Source organism: Xanthobacter sp. BG11Y11_SDJG (assembly GCF_057364445.1).
Genome location: NZ_JBNFNU010000024.1, coordinates 1 through 23,624, shown reverse-complemented (window position 1 = coordinate 23,624; position 23,624 = coordinate 1). Strand labels below are relative to the sequence as shown.

21 protein-coding genes and 4 pseudogenes are annotated in these 23,624 nt (G+C 69.5%); 12 read left to right on the top strand and 13 right to left on the bottom strand.

The annotated features are described in order from the left end of the window. The 4 genes and pseudogenes from AC2W7M_RS04510 to bioB form a co-directional block, all read right to left on the bottom strand. A partial coding sequence (locus AC2W7M_RS04510; protein ID WP_486130389.1) for an adenosylmethionine--8-amino-7-oxononanoate transaminase occupies positions 1–1,253 on the bottom strand: 1,253 nt, incomplete at its 3' end. Between the two features lie 47 nt (positions 1,254–1,300). Further along, positions 1,301–1,946 (bottom strand): annotated as a pseudogene (bioD, locus tag AC2W7M_RS04505) (dethiobiotin synthase). Further along, positions 1,943–3,090 (bottom strand): annotated as a pseudogene (locus AC2W7M_RS04500) (8-amino-7-oxononanoate synthase). The pseudogenes bioD and AC2W7M_RS04500 overlap by 4 nt, the downstream one beginning before the upstream one ends. After that, the gene (gene bioB / locus AC2W7M_RS04495) at positions 3,087–4,118 is read right to left on the bottom strand and encodes a biotin synthase BioB (protein WP_486130384.1); all 1,032 of its coding nucleotides are present in this window, start codon (positions 4,116–4,118) and stop codon (positions 3,087–3,089) included. Before bioB ends, AC2W7M_RS04500 begins: the two are co-directional and overlap by 4 nt. A 358-nt stretch (positions 4,119–4,476) precedes the next feature. Between bioB and AC2W7M_RS04490 the strand changes: the two genes are divergently transcribed. After that, positions 4,477–5,496 (top strand): putative 2-aminoethylphosphonate ABC transporter substrate-binding protein, encoded by a 1,020-nt coding sequence (locus AC2W7M_RS04490; protein WP_486130382.1) that lies wholly within the window; start codon positions 4,477–4,479, stop codon positions 5,494–5,496. Positions 5,497–5,630: 134 nt separating this feature from the next. After that, complete coding sequence (locus AC2W7M_RS04485; protein WP_486130380.1) at positions 5,631–6,863, top strand: putative 2-aminoethylphosphonate ABC transporter ATP-binding protein; 1,233 nt, start codon at positions 5,631–5,633, stop codon at positions 6,861–6,863. Between the two features lie 298 nt (positions 6,864–7,161). Here the strand turns inward: AC2W7M_RS04485 and AC2W7M_RS04480 are convergent, their stop codons facing one another. The 9 genes and pseudogenes from AC2W7M_RS04480 to AC2W7M_RS04440 all read right to left on the bottom strand — a co-directional run. Beyond that, entirely contained in the window at positions 7,162–8,058 is an 897-nt protein-coding gene (locus tag AC2W7M_RS04480) for an alpha/beta fold hydrolase (RefSeq protein ID WP_486130378.1), read from the bottom strand. 187 nt (positions 8,059–8,245) lie between these two features. After that, positions 8,246–8,953 (bottom strand): alpha/beta fold hydrolase, encoded by a 708-nt coding sequence (locus AC2W7M_RS04475; protein WP_486130376.1) that lies wholly within the window; start codon positions 8,951–8,953, stop codon positions 8,246–8,248. Between the two features lie 162 nt (positions 8,954–9,115). Then, complete coding sequence (locus tag AC2W7M_RS04470; protein ID WP_121624240.1) at positions 9,116–9,583, bottom strand: cupin domain-containing protein; 468 nt, start codon at positions 9,581–9,583, stop codon at positions 9,116–9,118. A 33-nt stretch (positions 9,584–9,616) separates the two neighbouring features. Further along, positions 9,617–9,763: a hypothetical protein gene (locus AC2W7M_RS04465; protein WP_486130374.1), complete on the bottom strand. Its 147-nt coding sequence runs from the start codon at positions 9,761–9,763 to the stop codon at positions 9,617–9,619. Positions 9,764–10,010: 247 nt separating this feature from the next. Next, a pseudogene (locus tag AC2W7M_RS04460) lies at positions 10,011–10,718 on the bottom strand (MBL fold metallo-hydrolase); the annotation flags it as partial. Next, positions 10,715–11,230 carry a (2Fe-2S)-binding protein gene (locus AC2W7M_RS04455; RefSeq protein WP_486130372.1) on the bottom strand — a complete coding sequence of 172 codons (516 nt, stop codon included), beginning with the start codon at positions 11,228–11,230 and terminating at the stop codon, positions 10,715–10,717. The gene AC2W7M_RS04455 and the pseudogene AC2W7M_RS04460, both read right to left, overlap by 4 nt. After that, the gene (locus AC2W7M_RS04450) at positions 11,218–12,045 is read right to left on the bottom strand and encodes an FAD binding domain-containing protein (RefSeq protein WP_486130370.1); all 828 of its coding nucleotides are present in this window, start codon (positions 12,043–12,045) and stop codon (positions 11,218–11,220) included. The genes AC2W7M_RS04455 and AC2W7M_RS04450 overlap by 13 nt, the downstream gene beginning before the upstream one ends. After that, positions 12,042–12,269: an SRPBCC domain-containing protein gene (locus AC2W7M_RS04445; RefSeq protein ID WP_486130388.1), complete on the bottom strand. Its 228-nt coding sequence runs from the start codon at positions 12,267–12,269 to the stop codon at positions 12,042–12,044. Before AC2W7M_RS04445 ends, AC2W7M_RS04450 begins: the two co-directional genes overlap by 4 nt. Positions 12,270–12,373: 104 nt before the next feature. Further along, positions 12,374–14,890: pseudogene (locus AC2W7M_RS04440) on the bottom strand (molybdopterin cofactor-binding domain-containing protein); the annotation flags it as partial. 324 nt (positions 14,891–15,214) lie between these two features. On the opposite strand from AC2W7M_RS04440, the gene AC2W7M_RS04435 reads away from it, so the two are divergent. The 10 genes from AC2W7M_RS04435 to AC2W7M_RS04390 form a co-directional block, all read left to right on the top strand. Further along, positions 15,215–15,700, top strand: a complete 486-nt coding sequence (locus AC2W7M_RS04435) for a GNAT family N-acetyltransferase (protein WP_486130368.1) — start codon at positions 15,215–15,217, stop codon at positions 15,698–15,700. A gap of 3 nt (positions 15,701–15,703) precedes the next feature. Beyond that, positions 15,704–16,159, top strand: coding sequence for an Rrf2 family transcriptional regulator (locus AC2W7M_RS04430; protein ID WP_486130366.1), 456 nt, complete (start codon positions 15,704–15,706; stop codon positions 16,157–16,159). Positions 16,160–16,536: 377 nt separating this feature from the next. Beyond that, on the top strand, positions 16,537–17,613 hold the full coding sequence (locus AC2W7M_RS04425; RefSeq protein ID WP_486130364.1) for an ABC transporter substrate-binding protein: 1,077 nt from the start codon (positions 16,537–16,539) through the stop codon (positions 17,611–17,613). Between the two features lie 29 nt (positions 17,614–17,642). Next, the gene (locus tag AC2W7M_RS04420; protein ID WP_486130362.1) at positions 17,643–18,473 is read left to right on the top strand and encodes an ABC transporter ATP-binding protein; all 831 of its coding nucleotides are present in this window, start codon (positions 17,643–17,645) and stop codon (positions 18,471–18,473) included. After that, complete coding sequence (locus AC2W7M_RS04415; protein WP_486130360.1) at positions 18,470–19,237, top strand: ABC transporter permease; 768 nt, start codon at positions 18,470–18,472, stop codon at positions 19,235–19,237. The genes AC2W7M_RS04420 and AC2W7M_RS04415 overlap by 4 nt, the downstream gene beginning before the upstream one ends. A 99-nt stretch (positions 19,238–19,336) precedes the next feature. Then, a complete protein-coding gene (locus AC2W7M_RS04410; protein WP_486130358.1) occupies positions 19,337–20,818 on the top strand; it encodes a UbiD family decarboxylase in 1,482 nt (493 codons plus the stop codon). Positions 20,819–20,948: 130 nt separating this feature from the next. Continuing rightward, positions 20,949–21,557 carry a UbiX family flavin prenyltransferase gene (locus AC2W7M_RS04405; protein WP_486130356.1) on the top strand — a complete coding sequence of 203 codons (609 nt, stop codon included), beginning with the start codon at positions 20,949–20,951 and terminating at the stop codon, positions 21,555–21,557. Positions 21,558–21,624: 67 nt separating this feature from the next. Further along, complete coding sequence (locus tag AC2W7M_RS04400) at positions 21,625–22,281, top strand: AMP-binding protein (protein ID WP_486130354.1); 657 nt, start codon at positions 21,625–21,627, stop codon at positions 22,279–22,281. Continuing rightward, entirely contained in the window at positions 22,230–23,261 is a 1,032-nt protein-coding gene (locus AC2W7M_RS04395) for an AMP-binding protein (RefSeq protein ID WP_486130352.1), read from the top strand. The genes AC2W7M_RS04400 and AC2W7M_RS04395 overlap by 52 nt, the downstream gene beginning before the upstream one ends. Before the next feature lie 195 nt (positions 23,262–23,456). Then, a partial coding sequence (locus tag AC2W7M_RS04390; protein ID WP_486130386.1) for a DUF2390 domain-containing protein occupies positions 23,457–23,624 on the top strand: 168 nt, incomplete at its 3' end.

Sequence of the window (23,624 nt, the reverse complement as noted above, 5' to 3'; positions counted from 1 at the left end):
GCGGGCGCATCGGAGGCCGAGGCGACGACGAGGCTCGATCGCGCCATGGCGGCCTCAGGCCAGCGCGTCCGCCGCCGCGCGATGGCGGCGTAAGCGGGCTCGAGGTCGGCGCGGGTCACGCAATACGGCGGCATGAGATAGATCGTGTTGCCGAGCGGGCGGATGAGCAGATCGCGCGCCAGGAAGAAATCGTAGAGAAGCGGGCCGATGCCGGCGAGATAGCCCGCGTCCCGCGCCTTGAGATCGAGCGCGGCGATGGTGCCGCAGCGGCGCACGTTCTCAAAGCGCCGATCATCGCGGAACGGCGCGATCAGTTCCTCCTGCAGCGCGCAGAGCGCGGCGATGCGCGCCGCCACCGGCTCGTCGTCCCACACCTGGAGGTTCGCGCAAGCGGCGGCGCAGGCGATGGGGTTGGCGGTGTAGGACGAGGAATGGAAGAAGGTCTTCGTCCGGTCGTGCGAATAATGCGCCTGGAAGATCGCTTCCCTGCAGAGCGTAACGGCGAGCGGCAGCGCGCCGCCGGTGAGGCCCTTCGACAGGCACAGGATGTCCGGGACGATGCCGGCCTGGCCGCAGGCGAAGCGCGTTCCGGTGCGGCCCCATCCGGTCATTACCTCATCGGCGATGAACAGGACTCCGTGCCGGGCGCAGACGGCATGCATGGCCTTCAGCAGGTCCGGCCCGTACATGAGCATGCCGCCCGCGCCGAGAACCAATGGCTCGACGATGAAGGCGGCGGGCGCCTCGGCGCAGGCGGCCTCCAGCGCGGCGAGCGTCGCCTCCTCCTGGCCCGGGGTGGGAAACGGAATGCGTTCCACCTCGAACAGCAGCGGCGCATAGGCGGCATTGAACACGCCGCGTTCGCCCACCGACATGGTGCCGATGGTGTCGCCGTGATAGCTCGCCTCCATCACCACGATGCGGCTGCGCGCTTCGCCGCTGTTGCGCCAGAAGCCGAGCGCCATCTTCAGCGCCACTTCCACGCTGGTGGAGCCGCTGTCGGAATAGAACACGCGGGTGAGGCCCGGCGGCACCGCCTTCAGGAGGCCGGCCGCGAGCCGCTCGGCGGGAGCATGGGTGAAGCCGGCGAAGATGATCTGGTCGAGGTTTTCCGCGGCCTCCCGGATCGCCGCCATGATGGCCGGATGACGGTGGCCGTGGGTGATCACCCACCAGGAGGAGATGCCGTCGAGGATGCGCCGGCCGTCGTCGGCCACGAGGTGGGCGCCCTCCGTGCGGGCGATCGGGATCATCGCGCCCGCGAGCGCGTGCTGGGTGAAGGGGTGCCAGACTGGGGAGCTCACGCCGCAGCCCTCCCGTCGGCGAAATCGGCGCGCCGGAACGCGCTCGCGAATGCCGCCGCCAGCGTGTCGGGGGTCAGCGGATCGAGCCGCGGCAGGCGGCCGAGCACCTTGACCTTCCCCAGCTCACCGATGATGCGGGCGTTCTCCTCGTGCGCCTCGCCGATGAAGGCGACGCCCAGAACGGGGATGCCCCGCGCGCGCATGGCCTCCAGCGAGAGTAGCGTGTGGTTGATCGTGCCGAGCGCGGTGCGCGCGCACAGCACCGCCGGCAGGCCCCAGCGGGCGAACACGTCGGCGAACAGAACCTGCCGCGTCAGCGGCACCAGCAGCCCGCCCGCGCCCTCGATGACGAGCGGGCGCGGCGCGGCGGGCGGAATGAGCGCGGCGGGGTCGATGGCGACGCCCTCCTGCTCCGCCGCGAGGTGCGGGGAAAGCGGGCAGCGCCAGGCGCCACGCCTCGGGCAGGATGCGCTCCGGCGCGAGGCCGGAAAGGCGCGCCACTGTCTCGCTGTCGGTCTCCTCCGCGAGCCCGGCCTGCACCGGCTTCCAGTAGCAGCCGTCGAGAAAGCCCGCGAGACCGGCCGCGAACACGGTCTTGCCGATGCCGGTGTCGGTGCCGGTGACGACGATGGCCTCGCTCACGCCGCCTGCTCCCGCAGCGCGGCGCCCAGCCGGTCGAACAGACCGTCCACCGCCGCCGCGTCGGCATTCAGGGTGAGCGAGATGCGCAGCCGCGCGGTGCCGGGCGGCACGGTGGGCGGGCGCACGCCGCGCACGTCGTAGCCGGCCTGCTGGAGAAGGCCAGCCAGCGCCATGGCGCGGCCGTTGTCGCCGACGATCACCGGCAGGATCTGCGAGCCGGAGGGGGCGAGGCCGCACGTCTCCTCGAGCCGCCGGCCGGCGAGGCCACCAGGGCGGCGAGGCGCTCCCGGCGCTCCGGCTCGTCCTTCAGAATGGCGAGCGCCTCTTGCGCCGCCACCGCCATCAGCGGCGAGGGCGCGGTGGCGAAGATGAAGGGCCGGCAGCGGTTGACGACGATGTCGGCGAGCACCTTCGGCAGCGTCACCAGCGCGCCGGAGCCGCCCATGGCCTTGCCGCAGGTGTGCAGCACCACCACGTTCTCGCGCCCCTCGAACGGGTGCGCGAGGCCGCGCCCGTCCGGCCCGTAGACGCCGGTGGCATGGGCCTCGTCGACCAGCAGGAAGCCGTCATGGCGGTCGGCGAGCGCCATGAGGTCGGCGAGCGGGGCGCGGTCGCCGTCCATGCTGTAGAGGCTTTCGGCGGCGATCCACACCTTGCCGGTGCCGCCCGCGGCGCGGAAGGCGCGGATGGCGTCCTCGGCCGCGCCGGCATCGTTGTGGGCGAACACGCACCGGCTCCGCCCGGCGGCGCGGGCGCCCTCGTGGGCGCTGGCATGGATCAGGTCGTCCATCAGCAGCAGGTCGCCCTTCTGCGGCAGCGTGCCGATCACGGCGAGGTTCGCCATGTAGCCGCCGGAGAAGAACAGGGCCGCCTCGCTGCCGAAGAAGCGCGCGGCCTCGTCCTCCAGCGCCGCATGGGCGGGATCGTTGCCGCGCAGAAGCCGCGAGCCGGTGGCGCCCACCGGCACCCCCGCCTCCAGCGCGGCGGCGATGGCCGCCGTGAGGCGCGGCGAGGACGCGAGGCCGATATAATCGTTGGAGGCGAAATCCACGCCGGCTCGGCCGGAAAGCCGGCGCAGGGACTGGCGCCGTTCGAGACCGCGCAGCATCGCCTCGTAGCGGCCGAGGCGATCGGCCTCGCTCATGCCGCGTCCACCCGCGCGCCGGGCTCGTCCTCGAGGCGCACCTCCACCTCCTGGGGCCGGAGGCCGAGCGTGGCGAACAAGGCCATGTCCTTGTCCTCGCCGGGATTTTCGGCGGTGAGCAACGTGTCGCCCACGAAGATGGAATTGGCGCCGGCGAAGAAACACAAGGCCTGCATCTCGTCGCTCATCTGGGTGCGGCCGGCGGAGAGGCGCACGTGCGAAGCCGGCATGAGGATGCGGGCGAGCGCGATGGTGCGCACGAAATCGATGGACGACACCGGATCGGCGCCGGCCAGCGGCGTGCCGGGAATGGGCATGAGCTGGTTGATCGGCACGCTCTCCGGCGGCGTGTCGAGGTTCGCCAGCGTCACCAGCATGTCGACCCGGTCGCGCGCGGTCTCGCCCATGCCGAGGATGCCGCCGCAGCACACCTTGATGCCGGCGTCGCGCACATTGGCCAGCGTTTCGAGCCGGTCGGCGAAGGTGCGGGTGGAGATGACCTTGGAATAGTGCGCTTCCGAGGTGTCGATGTTGTGGTTGTAGTAGTCGAGGCCGGCCTGCGCGAGCCGGTGCGCCTGGCCCGGCTCCAGCATGCCGAGCGTCATGCAGGTCTCCATGCCGAGCGCGCGCACGCCCTCCACCATGGCCACCAGCGTGTCCATGTCGCGCTCCTTGGGCGAGCGCCAGGCGGCGCCCATGCAATAGCGCGTGGCGCCCGCATCCTTCGCCTTCTGCGCCTCGCCGACGACGCGCTGTACCTCCATGAGCTTGGAGGCCTTGAGGTCCGTGCCGTGATGGGCGGACTGGCTGCAATAGCCGCAATCCTCCGCGCAGCCGCCGGTCTTGATGGAGATGAGGCGGCTCATCTGCACTTCGTTGGGATCGAAGTTGGCGCGGTGCACGTTCTGGGCGCGGAACAGCAGGTCGTTGAACGGGGCGTTGTAGAGGGCCAGGGCCTCCTCCGTTGTCCAGGCCTTGCGATTGGTGGCGTGGATGGCGGTGGCGTTCGACCGAGCCTGAGGCGTCATCGGCCCTCCCTTTCATCTTGCTGTTGCTTTGCTGGCTCCTTGATAGCCCGTCGATGCGGCGACCGCCAGCGTCCGCGCGGACCGGCGGGCGCACCGGCTTCGGCGCGACGTCCGCGGCAGGCTCACATGGGGCGGCGGGTGGTGTTCAAATCTCTGTTCTCACAGGGTTAATTCTCCCATGACGGGCCGTGGCCCGCGTCTTCAACCCGTCACACGAACGTCGCCTGGGCAGTGCTAGAAGCGCCGAAGGGGAGCGTCTCCGCACATTGATACAACCGTCGCTTCCGGCGCCGGGCATCGGGTGCCGATCCAGGGGGCGCGCTCGCCCGAACCGGGCCAACCCAATACGGGGGTAACAATGACGCGCACGACGATCCTGGCCGCCGCCGCGGCCTTCCTCGGCCTGGCTGGCGCCGCCACCGCCGGCGAGATCACGGTCTACACCGCCCTCGAGGCCGACATCCTGCCGGTCTACAAGAAGTCCTTCGAGGAGAAGTATCCCGGCACGACCATCCGCTGGGTGCGCGATTCCACCGGCATCATCACCGCCAAGCTGCTGGCCGAGAAGAACAACCCGCAGGCCGACGTGGTGCTCGGCACGGCCGCGACCTCGCTGCTGCTGCTCGACGCCGAAGGCATGCTCCAGCCTTACGCGCCGGAAGGCGTGAAGAAGATCGAGGCCCGCTTCCTCGACAAGAACACTCCGCCGGCCTGGGTCGGCACCAATGCCTGGGCCGCCGCGCTGTGCGTCAACACGGTCGAGATGGAGAAGCGCAAGCTGCCGATCCCGACCAGCTGGGCCGATCTCACCAAGCCGGAATACAAGGGCCTGATCGTGATGCCGAACCCGGCCTCCTCGGGCACCGGCTTCCTCGACGTGTCGAGCTGGCTGCAGATCTTCGGCGAGGAGAAGGGCTGGGCCTATATGGACGCCCTCGACAAGAACGTCGCCACCTACACCCATTCCGGCTCCAAGCCGTGCTCGCTCGCCGCCTCCGGCGAGTATCCCATCGGCATCTCCTTCGAGTTCCGCGCCGCCCGCCTCATCAACCAGGGTGCGCCGCTGGTGGCGGTGATCCCGTCGGAAGGCATCGGCTGGGACATGGAAGCGTCGGCCATCATCAAGGGCACCGACAATGAGGCGGACGCCAAGAAGCTGATGGACTGGGCGGTCTCCGACGAGGCGATGAAGATCTACGCCAAGAACTACGCCATCCTCGGCAATGCGGCGTTCGAGGAGCCGATCAAGAACCTGCCGGCGGACCTGAAGACCAAGCTCATCGACAACAAGTTCGACTGGGCCGCCGCCAACCGCGCCGCCATCCTCCAGGAGTGGCAGCGCCGCTACGACGCCAAGTCCGAGCCCAAGAAGGGCTGAACGGGGACCGACGACGGGACCGGAGAGGGGCTGGACCTGGGCGTGCCCCGGGTCAGGTCCCGCTCCGTCGGCGGGCGGCGACGCCCGCCCGCTCAGCGGCGGCGTCGCAGCCTCGGGACGCGCAGGAGGCAGCCATGAGCCAGCATACCGTGGACCTTTCGGGTCTCTCGCCGCATCTGCCGGGCTCCGCCGGCGCCGATCCGGGCGACGCCATCGCCCGCGGCCTCGCCGCCTCGGCGCCGCGCCCGCCCTATCTGACGGTCACCGACGTCTCCAAGCGCTTCGGCGACTTCACAGCGCTCAAGAACGTGTCCCTCGACGTGCGCGAGGGCGAGTTCGTGTGCTTCCTCGGACCGTCGGGCTGCGGCAAGACCACGCTGCTGCGCGCCATTGCCGGCCTCGACATCCAGAATTCCGGCACCATCCACCAAGCCGGCCGGGACATCTCGGCGCTGCCGCCGGAGGAGCGCGACTTCGGCATCGTGTTCCAGTCCTACGCGCTGTTCCCGAACATGACGGTGCGCCAGAACATCGCCTTCGGCCTGGAGAACCGCGGCATGCGCCGCCCCGCCGTCGCCGCGCGGGTGGACGAGTTGCTGCATCTCATCGACCTCGCCGCGCACGGCCACAAATATCCCTCGCAGATCTCCGGCGGCCAGCAGCAGCGCGTCGCGCTCGCCCGCGCGCTGGCGCCGAGCCCGGGCCTGATCCTGCTGGACGAGCCGCTCTCCGCGCTCGACGCCAAGGTGCGCATCCACCTGCGCGCGGAGCTGAAGCAGCTGCAGGCGCGGCTCGGCGTCACCACCGTCATGGTCACGCACGACCAGGACGAGGCGCTCTCCATCGCCGACCGCATCGTCGTCATGAACATGGGCGTCGTCGAGCAGGTGGGCACGCCGCAGGACATCTACGATGCCCCGGCGAGCCAGTTCGTGGCCGACTTCATCGGCGCCATGAACTTCGTCGAGGGCGTGATGCTCAATCCGGACGAGGTGATGGTCGGCGACCTCACCTTGGTGCTGCGCCGACAGGCGCGTCCGGCGACCTCTGGCGAGCGCGTGGTGGTGGCGATCCGGCCGGAGGACGTGCGCATCCTCGGTGCCGACGCCCACGCGGAATGGGAGCACGTGAACCGCGTCGCCGTTGAGGTGGCGGCGGTGGAATTCCTCGGCTCCCACATCCGCGCCAGCCTGCTGCACCCGGCCTTTCCGGCGAAGCCGCTGGTGGCGCAGCTGTCCCAGACCGTCGCCCGGGCGCTGCAGATCGTGCCGGGCCGCCGCCTCGACGTGGTGCTGCCCACCGAGCGCCTGAGGGTCTACGACGCGCTGCGTCCCCACGCTGCGGCTGCGGGTGCCGTCCATGGCTGACGTCGCCCTCGGCGCTCCTTCTGCCCCCCTGATCCGCCCCAAGACCGGGCGGGATGACCGGCTGATGCTGGCCTTCGTGCTGATGATCGGCGCCTATCTGGTGGTCAGCCTCGCTCTGCCGCTCAGCTTCATGCTGTGGAAGTCCACCGAGGTGCGCGCCTTCGCCTACGGCGCGGTGGACCTGCAGGTGGATGCCGGCCAGGGCTTCGTCTCCCTCGGCACGCTGGAGCAGGCCGCGCCGCGCCTGCGGCCTCGCCTGAGGCCGCCGCCGTCCGGTCCGGCTCCGCGCCGGGCCGGATCAGCCGATGATGCCCTTGTCCTTCAGGAAGGCGAGCATGATGGCGCGCGAGGTCTCCGGCTGCTCGATCTGCAGCAGGTGGCCGCCGCCGGCGACGGGGGCCCAGTCGAAGCCGTTCTCGATGCCGAGCGCGCGGTTCGAGAAGGCGGTGGGCGGCGTGCCCTTCATGTCGGGGTCGGCGGCGATCAGCTTGGTGGGGCCGCGGAACTCGCTGGCCATGGGCCACAGATCGAGGGTGAGCGCCTGGAGATAGATCGCCGCCTCCAGCTCGCGCGGCAGCACCGTCTCGAAGCCGCCCTTGCCGTCCGGCCGGAGCGTGGCGTGCGCCATGTCGACGCGCGCGGCGTCCGCCCAGCGCGCCTGGGCCCGGCCCTCGCGGAAGCTGGCGATCAGCTCCTCGACGGTGCCATAGGTCTCCGGCCGCTCCATGGCCCACTGCACCAGCTTCACCTCGAACTGGCGCATGGGCTCGAACAGCGGATGGCCGACCGGCGGCACGCTCGGCGGGTCGAACAGCACCAGTGCGTCCCACACCCAGCCCTGTTCCACCGCATGCTTCATGGCGGCGCGGGAGGAGAAGGAGTGGAACACGCCCACCGTGGTCTTGTGCCCGTAGCGGCGCACGATCTCGGCGCGGATCTCGCCCACGTCCAGCGCCAGGCGCTGGTAGTGGTGCGCCGAGCGGCGGCCCACCGGGCTCTGGCCGTGGTTGCGCATGTCATAGAGGAACACGTCGAAATCCGCGAGCAGCGGCTCGAAGAACACCCGGTAGCCGTCGATGGCGAAGCCGTTGCCGTGGGTGATGAGCAGCCGCACGCCGTCCGGGTTGCCGACGCGGCGCCCCACCACCTCGGCCCCGTCGCTCATGGTGAGGGTGAACGGCTCTTGGGTCGTCATGGCGTGTCCTTCGGGGTGCTTGAAGTGCGTTTCCGGCCGGGCGCGGCCTCAACCCCCTCTCCCGCGTGCGGGAGAGGGAATGGCTCCAGGCGTTGCCTCCGCCCTCAATGACGGGCGAGATAGTCCTTCACGGTGGCGATGAAGGCGGGCGGGTTCTCCGCCGGGGTGATGTGGCCGGCGTCGGGGATCACCGCATGCTCGGCGCCGGGGATCTTGGCGGCCGCTCGGCGAGGATTTTCCGGCGGGGCGCCCTTGTCGCGGGCGCGCCGAGGATCAGCACCGGCACGCGGATCTCGTGGAGGCGCGGGCCGTAGGACAGCGTCTTCAGCGCCTCGCAGCAGCCGGCATGGCCGACCGGGGTCGCCTTGCGGATCATGGCGCGCACCTTGTCCAGCTCCGGCGGGTTCTTGGCCCGCGTCTCGGGCGTGAACCAGCGCTCGATGGAGGGCTCCACCACCGCTTCCATGCCGCCCTCGGCGGCGAGGTCGATGCGGTGCTGGAAATAGGCGGCATAGTCCGGCGGCGCATCCGGGCGCGAGTCGCAGGCGATCAGGCTGATGATCCGGTCCGGATGGTTCATGGCGAGGCCGTAGCCCAGCATGCCGCCGATGGAGAGCCCAACCCAATGGGTCTTCTCGATGCCGAGCGCGTCGAGCAGGCCGATGGCGTCGGCCTCAAGCTCCGGGAAGGTGTAGGGGCCGGGCACCGCCGGGCTGTCACCGTGGCCGCGCTGGTCGTAGCGCAGCACGCGGTAGCGGTCCTTGAGGCTCGCCGCCACGTCGTCCCACAGGTGCAGGTTGTTGGCGAGCGCGTGGGAGAAGGTCACCCACGGCGCGCCCTCGGGACCGTCGATCTCGACGTTCAGCTCGGTCCCGTTCTTGGTCTTCACAAGCATTTCGGCCTCTTTACCTCGAGCAATGCATCCCGTTTCCCGTCATCCCCCGGCTTGTCCGGGGGATCCACCCTGCGGCGAGGCCGGCGCCTCGTGTCGGCGCAGGCGCCAGCGGCCCCGTGGATGCCCCGGACGAGCCGGGGCATGACGGCAGCTGACATCACATCAGCTGTTGTCGCCCACATAGGTGAGGTCGTCGGAGATCTTCAGCTCGATCAGCACGTTCTCCGGCGCGCTCTCGGGCGCGAGCATGGAGCGGTGGGCGATGCCCTTGGGGATGAAGAGCATGTCGCCCTCCTTCATGATGCGGGTGCCCATCTCGGTCTCCCACTTCAGCGAGCCCTTGACGCAGAAGATGATCTCGTGGGCGTCGATGTTGCGGTGCCAGAAGCCCATGTCTTCCTTCGACCGCTTGGAGAGGTCGACCTTCACCTTGTCCGAGGTGTAGAGGCGCAGCGGCGTGCCGTCCGCCTTGTTGCGGTTGGACGGCTGGAAGTGCTCGGAGAAGATGTTGAACATGCGGAAGATGTCCGCATTCTCCAGCACGCCCTCATTGGCGATCGGGCTGTCCTTGTGGGCGAGCACCACGTTCTTGCCGAAGATGGTGACGACCTCGCGCTTGATGTCGCTCATGACGGTTTCTCCTGAAAGGGCGTTGCCCGACGGTTAGCGGTCGAAAAGGTGGAAGCGGGTGATGCCGTCATTGCCCACGCGGCGCTCGGCCTCGCCGAGCTCGACGAGATGATTGAGGTGGGCGATGGCCTCGCCCATGGCGAAGCCGAGCTGGTGGCCGTCCAGCGGGCGCGAGAACATGGCGGCGAGGCAGTCGCCGGCCGAGGCCGTGCCGCCGTGGGCGCGGATCGCCGCGCGCACCGTGTCGAGGCGGGCGTGGTGGTGCTCGCGCAGCACGGCGATGCGGTCGTCGGGCCTCGGGAACGGGTCGCCCGTGGGAGGGCAGCACCAGGAAGTCGGCGCCGACGCGCTCCTCCATGCGCCCGAGCGAGGCCATGAACTCGCCCAGCGGGTCGGCCTCCGGCTCCACCTGCCAGACGCTGACATTGGTGGTGATCTTCGGCAGCAGCTGGTCGCCGGAGATGTAGACCTTGCGCTTGGGGCAATAGAGGCCGGCGAGGTCCGGCGAGTGGCCGCCGCCGGTGAGGATGTGCCAGTCGTCGCCGCCGATCTGGAGCGTGCCGCGGTCGGCAATGCGCCGGGCGGCCTCCGGCAGCTGCACGCCGTCGGAATAGGGCAGCACCTCGGCGTCGAACTGCGCCACCTTCTCCGGCGCCGCACCGTTGCGGGCGTAGAAGCGCGAGCGCGAGGCGATGTCGTCGGTGAAACTGTCCTTCACCGCGAGATTGGCGCACATCCATTCGAGCTGGGTCATGTGCGGGCGCACGTTCCAGCGCTCGGAAATGTAGCGGCAATTGCCGGAATGGTCCGGGTGGAAGTGGGTGACGATCAGGCGCGTTACCGGCTTGCCGCCGAGCACGGTGCGCCACGCCTCCTCCAGCGCCTCCTGCACCCGCGGCTCGCCATAGCCGCAATCGACCTGGGTCCAGCCGTCGCCGTCGCGGATCAGCCAGACATTGACCTGGCGCAGGCCGCGGAACGGCACCGGCGTGTCGAAGCGGATGATGCCGTCGGCCACCTCGGTGATGCGCGCGAACGGGCGGTCGATCTCCGCGAACGCCGGCGAGGCGTGGGTGTCCGCACTGGTCTTGGCACTGGTGTGGGCGCTTGTCGGCGCAATGGTCGGGGCACTCATGCGGCGGTCTCCGTGGCGTCGCCGCGCAGGGTGCGGGCGGCCTCCATCACCGCGGCGACGATGGGCGCATAGCCCGTGCAGCGGCAGATGTGGCCGGACAGGGTATCGCGGACCTCGTCCTCGGTGGGCGCCGGATTGCGCGCCAGGAAGTCGGTGAACGACATGAGGATGCCGGGGGTGCAGAAGCCGCACTGCAAGGCGTGGTGCTTGCGGAAGGCGGCCTGGAGCGCGTTGAGCGCGGCCTCGCCGGGGGCAAGGCCCTCCACCGTGCCCACGGAGCGGCCGTGCGCCTGCACCGCCAGGGTAAGGCAGGAGCGCGAGGCGGCGCCGTCGAGCAGCACCGTGCAGCAGCCGCACACGCCGTGCTCGCAGCCCACATGGGTGCCGGTGGCGCCCGCCACCTGGCGCAGGAAGTCGCTCAGCAGCATGCGCGGCTCGACGAAGCCGGAGACCGGGCGGCCATCGAGCTCGAATTTCACGAGCGTGCGCTCGCCGGGGACTATGCGGAGCATGACAGGGCCTCATCGATCACCGGCCGGGCGAGCCGGCGCACCAGATCGCGCCGGTAGCGCGCGGTGGCGTGGATGTCCTCGAAGCCGCCCAGCTCGGCGGCCAGCGCATCGACGATGTCGTCGAGGCGCGAGAGTTCGGCGCGCGGGATGGTGCGCACCGTCGGCCGGTCGGCGACGCCGCCGATGCCGAGGTCGATGGCGTCCGCGCGCGCCCGGGCGGCAAGCGAGACGATGGCGAAGTCGCCATGGCGCCGCGCCACCTCGCGGAAGCCTGTGCCCTCGCCCTTGGCGCCGAGCGGGAAGCGCACCGCCGTCACCAGCTCATCCGCCTCGCGGGCGGTGGAGAGCAGGCCGCGCTGGAACTCGGCGGCCTTCAGCACGCGGGTGCCGCGCTTCGAGCGCAGCACCACCTCGCCGCCCAGCAGCGCCAGCGAGAGCGGCAGTTCGGACGAGGGGTCGGCATGGGCGATGGAGCCGCAGACCGTGCCCTTGTTGCGGGTCTGGAAATGTCCGACCCACGGCAGTGCCTTGGCGAGGAGCGGCACCTCCTGCGCCAGCTCGGGGCGCGAGAGCAGCGTGTTCTGCGTCACCGCCGCGCCGACCTCGATGTGGGTCTTGGTGCGGGTGATGGCGGACAGCTCCGGAACGCGGGAGATGTCGACGATGGCCTCGCAGTCCACGAGGCGCAGGTTGAGCATGGCGATCAGCGTCTGGCCGCCGGCCATGACGCGGGCGGCCTCCTTCCATTCGGAAAGGGCCTCGGCCGCCTCCGCCGCCGTGTCGGGGCGCAGATAGGTGAAGGGACGGGGCTTCATTGGGGCTTCCGGAACGCAGAGGTGAGGCGGCTCCACCAGGAGGCGGACGGCGCGCCGGAGGAGGCGCCGAGGCGGGCGGCGAAGCGCTCGAAGAACTGGCGGATGACGAGGTCAGCGGCGCCGTCCAGCAGGCGTCCGCCGATGGCGGCGGCGCGTCCACCCACGGCCACCTCGTAGTCGTAGGCGATGCGCGTTCCGCCCTCGATGGGTTCCAGGCGCAGCATGCCGGCGCCCGAGGCGTCGCCCAGCGGCCCGGTGATGCCGCCGGACAGGCGGCCGAGCGCTCGGGGTCGAGGTCGGACAGCCGCACCTCGGCACGGAAGCGGCCCTTCACCGGCCCGACGCCCAGCGAGACCTCGGCGCGGTAGTCGTTCTCTCCCACCACGTCGAGCGCATGGCAGCCGGGGATGGTGGCCTTCAGGTTCTCCGGGTCGAGCAGCGCGCGCCACACCTCGGCCACCGGCGCGCCGATGGTGACGGCGCCCGCGCCGGTCAGCTCGCGCGCGCCCTCGCGCTTGGCCGCGGTCGTGGCGGTGGAGGTCGCCTTCGTCTGGCGCGGCGGGGTCTTCTCGGGGCCGGCCATGAGGGCGTGGAGCCGCATGGGCGTGACCGGCAGCGGCACGTTCTCGATGCCGAGCGCATCCGCCACCGCATTGGCGACGCACACCGGGGTCGACATGCAATTGCCCTCGGCGAGGCCCTTGGCGCCGAGCGCGGTGAACGGGCTCGGGCTCTCGATGTGCAGGAGCTCGATCTCCGGCACCTCGGTGACGGTGGGGATGAGATAGTCGGCGAGCGTGCCGGTGAGGAAGCCGCCCTTGTCGTCGTAGCGGAATTCCTCGTAGAGCGCCGTGGCGAGGCCCTGCACGAAGGCGCCGCGGATCTGGCCTTCGGCGATCAGCGGGTTCAGCAGGCGGCCGGCGTCGTGCATGGAGACGTAGCGGTCGACCCGCACTTCCCAGGTGTCGGGATCGATCTCGACGCCGCACATGTCGAACACGAAGCCATAGGCCAGCGAGGTGTTGATGCGGTCGTCGCCGGAGGGCGGCTCCAGCTCCGGCGGCGCCCAGGTGGCGGTCTCGCGCAGGCCGGGGGCCATGCCGTCCGGCAGCATCACCGGCGACCAGTGGGCGGTGCCGGCGACGCGTGCGAAGCCGAGGCCGTTGTCCGGGTTGGTCTTCGAGCGGATCATGCCGTCGACGAACTCGATGTCCTCGGGCAGCACGTTGAGCTGGTTGGCGGCGATGCGGGCGAGCTTGTCGCGGATGGCGCCGGCCGCGTGGTGCACCGCCACCGCGGTGCCCGGAGAGAAGCGGCAGGAATAGGTGCCGGCGGCGATGGACCACTGGTCCTTCACCGTGTCCATCTCCAGGTTCACCACCACGTCGTCCATCTTCAGGCCGAGCTGGTCGCACACGATCTGCGAGATGACGGTCTCGTGGCCCTGGCCCTGCACCGTGAGGTCGGCGGTGACGGAGACCGTGCCGAGCGGGTCGACATTCACCGTGGCGAGCGAGACCGCGCCGTTCTTCGGCCCGGCGCGCTCGCGCGCGCTCGCCGGGATCATGGTGGAGAGGTAGCCCATATTCGACATGGAGGGCTCGACCACGGCGGCGAAGCCGATGCCGTAATACTTGCCCCTGGCGCGGGCGGCCTCGCGCCGCCGCTTGAGGTCGTCCAGCCGCCCCTCGCCGGTGGCGATGTCCACGCACAGCGGATAGTCGCCGGAATCGTAGAGCGCGCCGGCCGCCGCCCGGTAGGGGAAGGCGCCGGAGGGAACGAGATTCTTGCGGATCACGTCCAGCACGTCCATGTCGAGCGCCAGCGCGATGCGCTGCACCAGGCGCTCCAGGCCGAGATAGAGCTGGGGGCCGCCGAAGCCGCGGATCAGCGCAGCGGGGGCCTTGTTGGTGAGCACCACGCGGTTGACCACGTGGAGGTTCTGCACGTCGTAGGCGCCGGTGGTGGCGCCGTGCATGCGGTAGAGCGGGCCGGGCATGGGCGCGCGCAGGAAGGCGCCGTAGTCCTCCATCTGGTCCATGCGCAAGGCGGTGATGCGCCCGTCGGCCTTCACCGCGGCCTCGATGTGGGTGATGCGGTTGGGGCCGGAACTGGCCGCGAGCAGGTGCTCGTAGCGGTCCTCCACCCACTTCACCGGCCGTCCGGCGATGCGCGCGGCAAGGCCCATCAGTACCACGAACGGGAACACCGAGAGCTTGATGCCGAACGAGCCGCCGGAATCGGCGGGGGTGCGCAGGCGCAGCTTGGCGCCGGGCACGCGCAGCGCGCGCGCCATCACCGGATGGGCGCTGAACGGGCCCTGGAAGTTGGCCAACACGTCATAGCTGCCGTCGGAGGGGCGGAACTGCGCCACCACGACGAAGCATTCCATGGGCATGAAGGAGTTGCGCGGATAGTCCACCCGCAGCTTCACCACCTTGTCCGCCTCGGCGAAGGCGGTGTCCGGATCGCCATAGGTGAAGTCGCGGCGCGAGACCTCGTTGGACTTGCAGTCGGGATGCACCAGCGGCGCGCCCTCCGCGACCGCGTCCTCCGGGTCGACGATGGCGGCCAGGGGCTCGTATTCGATGTCGACCAGCTCGCCCGCGTCCTCCGCGATATAGCGGTCCTCGGCCAGCACCAGCGCCACCGGCTCGCCGACGAAGCGCACCCGCTCCACCGCCAGCGTCCATTGCGGGATCGGCTGCTTGAGCGCCACCAGGAAGGGATCGGAGAGGCGGGCGACGTCTTCGCCGGTGAGCACCGCGTGCACGCCCGGCAGCGCGAGCGCGCGCGCGACGTCTATGCGGCGGATGAGGCCATGGGGTATGGGAGAGCGGACCACGTGCGCGTGCAGCGTGCCGGCCGGGGCGGGCACGTCGTCGGCGTAGCGCCCGCGGCCGCGCAGCAGCGCCTCGTCCTCCTTGCGCGGGATCGGCTGGCCGAGGGGGGAGGAGGCCGACCGGTCTTTCGCGCGGGGCGGGCGGGACGGCGCTTCAGCCTGCGCGCTGCGAATGGCTGGGGCGGACAATGCAAACCTCCGGGACGGCAACTGAAACCCGCGGGTAACATGGCGAAGGAGATTGTGTAAAGTAATTTCGTATCATAATACGAATATGCTACGGAACGCGGGCTCGCCGTCGCCGCGCGAAAGGTTTATGGGACATCCATGATCGAAGCGAATCTCCTGCGCACGCTGGAGGAGAAGGTCGCGATCGAGGAGGCGCAGTTCGACGACCTGCCCGCCATCATCGCCATCGACTCCGACCTGACCGGCATCCAGAAGCCGGAAATCTGGTACGGTTATTACGCCCCGGTGATGACCGGCGCACAGCGCACCTTCATGGTCGCGCGCCATGACGGCGCGGTGGTCGGCTATGTGGTCGGCGAGGTGCGCGCCTGGGAGTTCGGCTCGCCCCCCTGCGGCTGGCTGTTCGCCATCGGCGTGCGCAAGGACGTGCGGCTCGCCGGGATCGGAACCCTGCTCTTCAACGCCTTGCAGGCGCGTTTCCGGCGCCTCGGCGTCCAGACCATGCGCACCATGCTGCATATCGACGACCATCTCCTGATCTCGTTCTTCCGCAGCCACGGCATGACCGCCGGGCCGTTCATCGAGCTTGAGATGGGCATCACGGCCGGGCCGAGCGACAGCTGAGCCATGAAGCTGCACCAGGCGACCCGCTATGCCATCTGGTCCATCGTCGAGCTGGCCTCGCGTCCCGGCGAGCAGATCGCGGCCAGCGAGCTGGCTGCAAAATACCGCATCTCGCAGCACCACCTCGCAAAGGTGCTGCGCACCCTGTCGCGCGCCCGCATCGTCTCCTCCACCCGCGGGCCGGCCGGAGGATGCACCTTCATCGGCAACGCCAACCGCCTGACGCTGCACGACATCATCGCCTTGTTCGAGGAGGACGCGCCGGCCGACGGGCAGGGCGCCGACACGCCGGTGGCGAGCGAGGTGGCCCGCGTCCTGGGCGAGATCGACCGCATCACCTCCGCCACTTTGCGCTCGGTGACCATCCAGACCATCATCAACAACGCCCGCCGCGCCGAGGCCCGCACCGGCGGAGCGGCGGCCGCCGAGACGCGGCGCAATCTGACCGACGCCGGCTGACGGCCGCGCCGTCCTGCCGCAGGGGCGCCGCCTGTTTTTCGGGGCCCGCGGCGCCGGCCCCTTCCCGACTGCAACGCCGCGGCGCACGCGGTAGCTTAGCGGATCGCCGAGGCAAGCTCTCTCGCCGAGGCCGCTCTGGGCACGATCACGATCCAGTCACTGGTGCCATCTCTCGCGGCCGAAGCGCGCCGGGCGCTGCCCGATGCCGAGCCCTCTCACGGCCCATCCGGCTGATCGCAGCTGCCGCCGGCACGCGGGTCGAATTCAAATATACGCATTTCGGCACTTGACTACCAAATTTGAGAGTGGAAGCTTATCGCGCAATCGCAGGGAGCACCCTGCAAGGCGCGACAGACGCCGCACGGGAGGAATGTCGGATGGCCCAGCTCAGCACCATCTCACGCCGCCACTATCTCAAGACCATGGCTGCCGCAGGGGTCGGGGCGCTCGCCGCACCGGCCATCCTCAGCCCCGCCGCGGCGCAGGGCCTGACCACCATCAAGGTGGGCCGCGCCGGCGGCGTGGTGTCGGATGCGGTGTTCTTCATCGCCGACGAAAAGGGCTATTTCAAAGACCAGGGCATCGCCATCGAGTTCGTCACCTTCGACGGCGGCCCCAAGATCATCGCGCCCCTCGGCGCCGGCCAGCTCGACATCGGCGTGGGCGCCTCCTCGGCCGGCCTGTTCAACGCCGTCAAGCGTGGCATCAACATCAAGATCACCGCCGACAAGGGCTCCTCGCCCCCCGGCTATGCCTACATGCCTCTGCTGGTGCGCAAGGATCTGATCGACAGCGGCCAGGTGAAGTCCTTCGCCGACCTCAAGGGCCTCAAGATCGCCGAGGCGGCGCCGGGCGGCTCGCCGGGCGCGACGCTGAACGCCGCGCTGCAGAAAGGCGGGCTCACCTACAAGGACGTGAGCCACGTCTATATGGGCTATCCCCAGCACGTCCCCGCGCTCGCCAACAAGGCCATCGACGGCTGCATCCTCCCCGAGCCCGGCGCCACCATGGCGGTCGAGCGCGGCTATGCGGTGCGCTACTGGAACGACGAACTCTATCCCAACCAGCAGATCGCCGTGCTGCTCTACGGCGACGACTTCATCACCAAGAAGGCCGATCTCGGCCGCAGATTCATGCTCGCTTATGTGAAGGCGGCGCACTTCTACAATGACGCGCTGAAGGACAGCCGCTTCGCCGGCCCCAACGGCCCGGAGGTGGTGCGCATCCTCGGCGAGGACATGAAGGTGGACGACAAGGGCATCTTCTCCCGCATCGTCCCCACCGGCATCAATCCCAATGGCGGCGTCAACGTCGCGAGCCTGAAGAAGGACGCCGCCTTCTACCGCGAGCAGGGCTTCCTCGACTTCGATCCCAACGTGGAATCGGTGATCGACGGCTCGTTCGTCGAGGCGGCCCTCAAGCAGATCGGCCCCTATAAGGGCCAGCGCACCTGACGCCGGCCCCGGCCGAGGGAGGCGAGCCCATGCGCGCTGCCGAACTGCGGGTCGCCATGTCGCTGGACGTGGAGATGCCGCCGCCGAAAATCCGCGTCGACCAGCTGGTGAAGCGCTTCGGCGGCTTCACGGCGGTCGACGGCATCAGCGTCGACATCGCGCCGGGCGAGTTCTTCGTCATCGTCGGCCCGAGCGGCTGCGGCAAGACCACGCTGCTGCGCATCCTCGCTGGGCTGGAGGCGCCAACCTCGGGCGCCATCGCCATCTCGCCGAACGACGCGGGGCGGCCCACCAATTCCATGGTGTTCCAGGGCGACAGCATCTTTCCCTGGATGAGCGTCTACGACAACGCCGCCTACGGCCTCGCCATGCGCCGGCGGCCCAAAGCGGAGATCGCCGAGCGGGTGCGCCCGCTATTGGAGACCACCGGCCTGTGGCGCTTCCGCGACCGCTATCCGCATCAGCTGTCCGGCGGCATGCGTCAGCGCGTCTCGATCTGCCGCGCGTTCGCCAACGACCCCGACATCCTGCTCATGGACGAGCCGTTCTCGGCCCTCGACGAGCAGAACAAGATGCTGCTGCACCAGGAATTGCTGCGCATCTGGGAGGACACCAAGAAGACCGTGGTGTTCATCACCCATTCGGTGGACGAGGCGGTCACGCTTTCCGACCGCATCATGGTGATGACCGCCCATCCGGGGCGCGCCAAGGTGATCCTCGACAACCCCTTCGGCCGGCCGCGCGACGTGGTCGCCCTGCGCGGCGATCCGGCCTATGGCGCGTTCGTGTTCCGCATCTGGGAATATCTGCGCGAGGAAGTGCGGGCCGCCAAGCTCCAGGAACAGGGGGGCGAGGCATGAACCGCGCGGCGCTGAACGACCGCCTGCTGGCCTTCGGCTCGCCTTTGGCGCTGTTCCTCCTGTGGGAGCTGGCGGCCAAGGCCGGGTGGATCGACACCCGCTTCTTCCCCGCGCCCTCCGCCATCCTGGTGCGCATGTGGGCGCTCTCGGCCTCGGGCGAGCTGTGGGTGAACCTCCAGGCAAGCCTGTGGCGGCTTCTCGCCGGCTTCATCGTCGGCGGCATCCCGGCCCTGGTGCTCGGCATCGCCGCCGGGCTCTCGCGCCCGGTGCGCATCGTCATCGATCCCCTGGTGTCGGCCACCTATCCGATTCCGAAGAGCGCCGTGTTCCCGCTCATCCTGCTGATCTTCGGCCTCGGCGAGGCGTCGAAGATCGTCATGGTGGCCATGGGCGTGTTCTACCCGGTGCTCATCAACGCCCAGGCCGGCGTCGCCAACATCGACCGCATCTATATGGACGTGGCGAAGAACTTCCGCGCCGACCGCTGGCAGCTGTTCCGCACCGTCGCCGTTCCCGGCGCCCTGCCGCCGATCCTCGCCGGGGTGAAGCTCGGCCTCGGCATGGGGCTCATCCTGATCGCCATCGCCGAGATGATCGGCGCCGATTCCGGCATCGGCTTCATGATCTGGAACGCGTGGCAGATCCTCTCGGTCGAGACCATGTATGTCGGCCTCGTCGTCATCGCCCTCATCGGCTTCGCCCTGTCGCTCGCCACCGACGAGATGGAGAAGCTCCTGGTTCCCTGGAAGCGGGTCCGCGGCTGACGTCACGCCCGCCACCGGTCCGCCACGGGATGCATGATGCCGGGGAGCGCGCCGGCACCAGCGAACCATAAACGCGCATGGTCCCAAGGGAGTAGCAAGATGCAATTCGGTGATTTGCGGGGCTGGATCGATCACCTGCGCCAGGCCGGCGAGCTGAAGGAGATCACCAGCGAGGTGGACTGGGATTGCGAGCTGGGAACGGTCACCCGAAAGGCCTTCGGCAACGGTGACGGACCCGCTCTCCTGTTCAAGAACATCAAGGACTACAAGGACGGCCGCTGCACCCAGCTGTTCACCGGCGGCCTGTCGAAATATTCGCGCGTCGCCATGATGTTCGGCCTGCCGCCGGACGCGCCCATTACCGACCTCGTGAAGGCCGCCCGCAAGGCCTATGCGAGCCGCGTCCCCCCCGTCACGGTGGCGACCGGCCCGGTGAAGGAGAACATCCTGAAGGGCGACGACATCAACCTGTTCGAGTTCCCCGTGCCGCGCTGGCACCGGCTCGACGGCGGGCGCTACATCAACACCATGCAGGGCACGGTGACCGCCGATCCGGAGACCGGCCGCCTGAATGTCGGCATGTATCGCGGCATGATCGGCCAGAAGAACACCCTGCCGGTGCTCCTGTGGCGGCCGCAGAACTGGGGCCAGGACTTCGCCAAGTATAACGGCCAGGGCAAGGAGATGCCGGTGGCCTTCATCTATGGCTGGGAGCCCTGCCTGCCGTTCTGCGCCTCCTCGCCCATTCCGCCCGACGTGTCCGAATACGACGTCATGGGCGCCATCCGCGGCGCGCCGGTGGAGCTGGTGGACTGCGAGACCGTGCCTCTGAAGGTGCCGGCCAGCGCCGAGATCGTCATCGAGGGCTGGATCTCGAACGATCCCTCCACCTTCGAGATGGAAGGCCCGTTCGGCGAGTACACCGGCTATTTCGGCGGCGACCAGTGCCTGAAGCATACGGTGCGGGTGACGGCCATCACCCACCGCAACAATCCCATCTTCCGCGGCACCCTCGAAGGGACCATGCCGAAGATGCTGAACGAGAACTCCATCATGAGCTCGGTGCAGCGCGCCGCGCTCGCCTGGAACATCCTCGAGCGCTCCGGCGTGCCCGGGGTGACCGACGTGCACTGCCCGCCGGCCAATAACGGCACCACGCTCATCATCCAGCTGCGCCAGACCTATCGCGGCCAGGCCAAGCAGGCGGCCTGCGCCATCTGGGGCTCGAACGCCGCGCACCTGCGCTACAAGCACATCTGGGCGGTGGACGAGGACATCGACATCCACGACTACGGCGCGCTCGACTGGGCCTTCGCCTACCGCGTGAACGCGGCGGAGGACGACATCGTCTTCTTCCCCGGCACGTTCGGCTCGGCGCTCGATCCCTCGACCCGTCTCAAGTACCGCGACACCAACATGTATGGCACCGGCAAGTGGTGCCGCGTGCTGATCGATGCGACGATCAACCTCGATTTCGAGCCGGAGTCGAACTACCAGGGCGATCGCTATCCGCGCTCGGTCATGCCCGAGCCGCAGGACTGGGACCTCGTGAACAGCCGCTGGAAGGAATACGGCTTCTGACGACACCGTCCGCGCCGCCACCCGGGGTGGCGCGGGCCCCATCATCGCCCGTCTCGCCGCGGCCCGAAGGGCGTGCGGCGGGGCGGGTCGCCGTCCGCGTGACGGCGACGCACGGCTTGGGAGTTGAAGTATGAAGCGTCTCATCATCGCCATGTCGGGCGCCTCGGGCGCCATCTACGGCGTGCGCGCGCTGCAGGTGCTGCGCGCAATCCCGGACGTGGAGACCCATCTCGTGGTCTCGCCCTCCGCCCAGCGCACGCTGATGGAGGAGACGGACGTCACCTGGGACCAGCTCAAGGCGCTGGCCGACGTGCTGCACAATTACAAGGACATCGGCGCCTCCATCGCCTCGGGCTCGTTCCGCACCGAGGGCATGCTGGTGGCGCCCTGCTCGGTGAAGACGCTCTCGGCCATTGCCCACTGCGATTCCGGCGACCTGATCGCGCGCGCCGCCGACGTGGTGCTGAAGGAGCGGCGCCGCCTCGTCGTCATGTTCCGCGAGACCCCGCTCCATGCCGGCCATATCGCGGTGATGGACCAGGCGACGCGCAACGGGGCGATCATCATGCCGCCGGTGCCGGGCTTCTACCACCGGCCCAAGACCATCGACGACATCATCAACCAGAGCGTCGGGCGGGCGCTCGACCTGTTCGGCTTCGACGCCGGCATCGTCAAGCGCTGGACCGAGGCCGACACCAGCCTCGATCTGTCCGCCCTCACGCCGACGAACCGCGACTGAGCGCCCCCGCGGCGGCCCGGCGCACCCCTGGACGAAGGCATCGGCACGGCGCCGATGGAGACAGAAGATGCTCGACCACCCGACGGCGTCCGCCAAGGACCGCCTCTATTGCGACGACTGGCGTGCGTTCCGCGACCCCGAGGTGCCCGACTGGCTCGACCCGATCGCGACGTTGATCGGCCGGCACCTCGCGGACCCCGCGACCGCCGCCAAGACCGCGCTCGTCATCGACGGCGCGGAGATCACCTACCTCGCCCTTGATGAGACGGTGCGCGCCACTGCGGGCGGCCTGCTCGACTGCGGCCTGATGGCCGAGCAGCGGGTGCTGCTGTTCGGCACCGACAGCCCCGAATATGTCGCCATGTGGCTTGGCGCCATCCATGCCGGCCTCGTTCCGGCGGTGGTGTCGGACCTCTACAAGGCCAAGGACCTGCTCTATTTCCTCATCGACACCGGGGCGCGAGCGCTGTTCATCGACGCCGAGCAGCTGGGCAAGCTGGAGGAGATCGCCGAGCGCCTGCCGTCCTCGCTGGAGTGCATCCTGGTGCGCGGCGAGGCCGGCGGCATCGCCGGCAAGGTCGGCGGGCGGCAGGTGCGCGCGTTCGCGGCGCTGCGGCAGGACCGGCCCCTTTCGCCGGCACCACGCGGGCACGCCAACCGAACGTGTGCTACATGTTCTATTCCGGCGGCACCACGGGGCCGGCCAAGGGCATCACCCATCTGACCCACGATTTCCTCGTGGTGCCGGAGCGGCACGGGCCGTTCTGGGAGTATGCGCGCGACGACGTGGTGTTCGCCTCGTCCAAGAAATACTTCACCCATGGCCTGTGGCCGGGCGTGCTGATCCCGCTCTATTACGGCGCGACCGCGGTGCTCACCCGCCAGCCGGCGCGGCCCGACGTGGTGCTCGACATCCTGGAGCGGCAGCGCGTCACCAAGCTCGTCACCGTGCCCACCATCCTGCGCAACCTGCTCGACTTCATCGAGGACAAGGACGACTTCGTGAAGCCGCCGGCGCTCGCCTTCGTCGCCAGCGCCTCGGAGAAGATCCCGCCGCATCTGTTCGAGGCGTTCCATGCCCGCTTCGGCATCGAGATCCTCGATTCCATCGGCTCGTCGGAAGTGACCTACGAGTGGATCGCCAACCGGCCCAAGGACTTCAAGCGTGGCAGCCTGGGCCGGCCGGTGTTCGGCTACGAGATCAAGCTCATGGACGAGCATGGGCGCGAGATCACCGAGCCCAACGTGCCGGGCGAGGCGTGGATCAAGAGCAAGACCGCCTGCTTCTTCTACTGGCGCAAATACGAGAAGTCGCGCGAGACCTTCGTCGGCGGCTGGACCCGCAGCGGCGACAACCTGACCTTCGACGAGGACGGCTATTTCTGGTTCGCCGGCCGCGAGAACGACGTGTTCAAGGTCGCCGGCCTGTGGGTGTCGCCGCTGGAGATCGAGGCCGCGCTCATGCGCCATCCGGCGGTGAAGGAGGCGGCGGTGGTCTCGTTCGAGGACGCGGACGGCCTCGTGAAGCCCAAGGCCTTCGTGGTGCTGAAGGATGGGCAGGCGGCCTCGCCCGAGCTGGAGCAGGCGCTGCGCGATCAGGTGCGGCCCCTCGGCGGCTACAAGGTGCCGGCCAGCTTCGCTTATATCGAGGCGCTGCCGCGCACCACCTTACTCAAGGTGGACCGCAAGGTGCTGCGCGCCTAGCGCACGCGCCGATCCCGGGAGCGCGGTCATCCCCCGGCTTGTCCGGGGGATCCACCCGGCGGCCAAGCGGGTGGTCCGGTGCCGAGGCGCCGAGGCGTGGGGCAAATGGCGGAATGGATGCCGCGGACGAGCCGGGGCATGACGGGGTGAGCGAGGGCGCTCGGCGCTTCGCGCAGCCGAGCGCCGGCAGGGGAGATGATCGCCATGGACCAGAGCGGACCCGGATCGAGCGACCTCGCGCGGTTTGCGCTCAAGGTCTATGCGAGCGAGGGCGTGCCGCCCGCCTGCCTGGTGCTGCAGGAGCGCGCCGCCGTGGACGTGAACCTGCTCCTGTTCCGCCGCTTTGCCGGCGCCGCGCGCGGC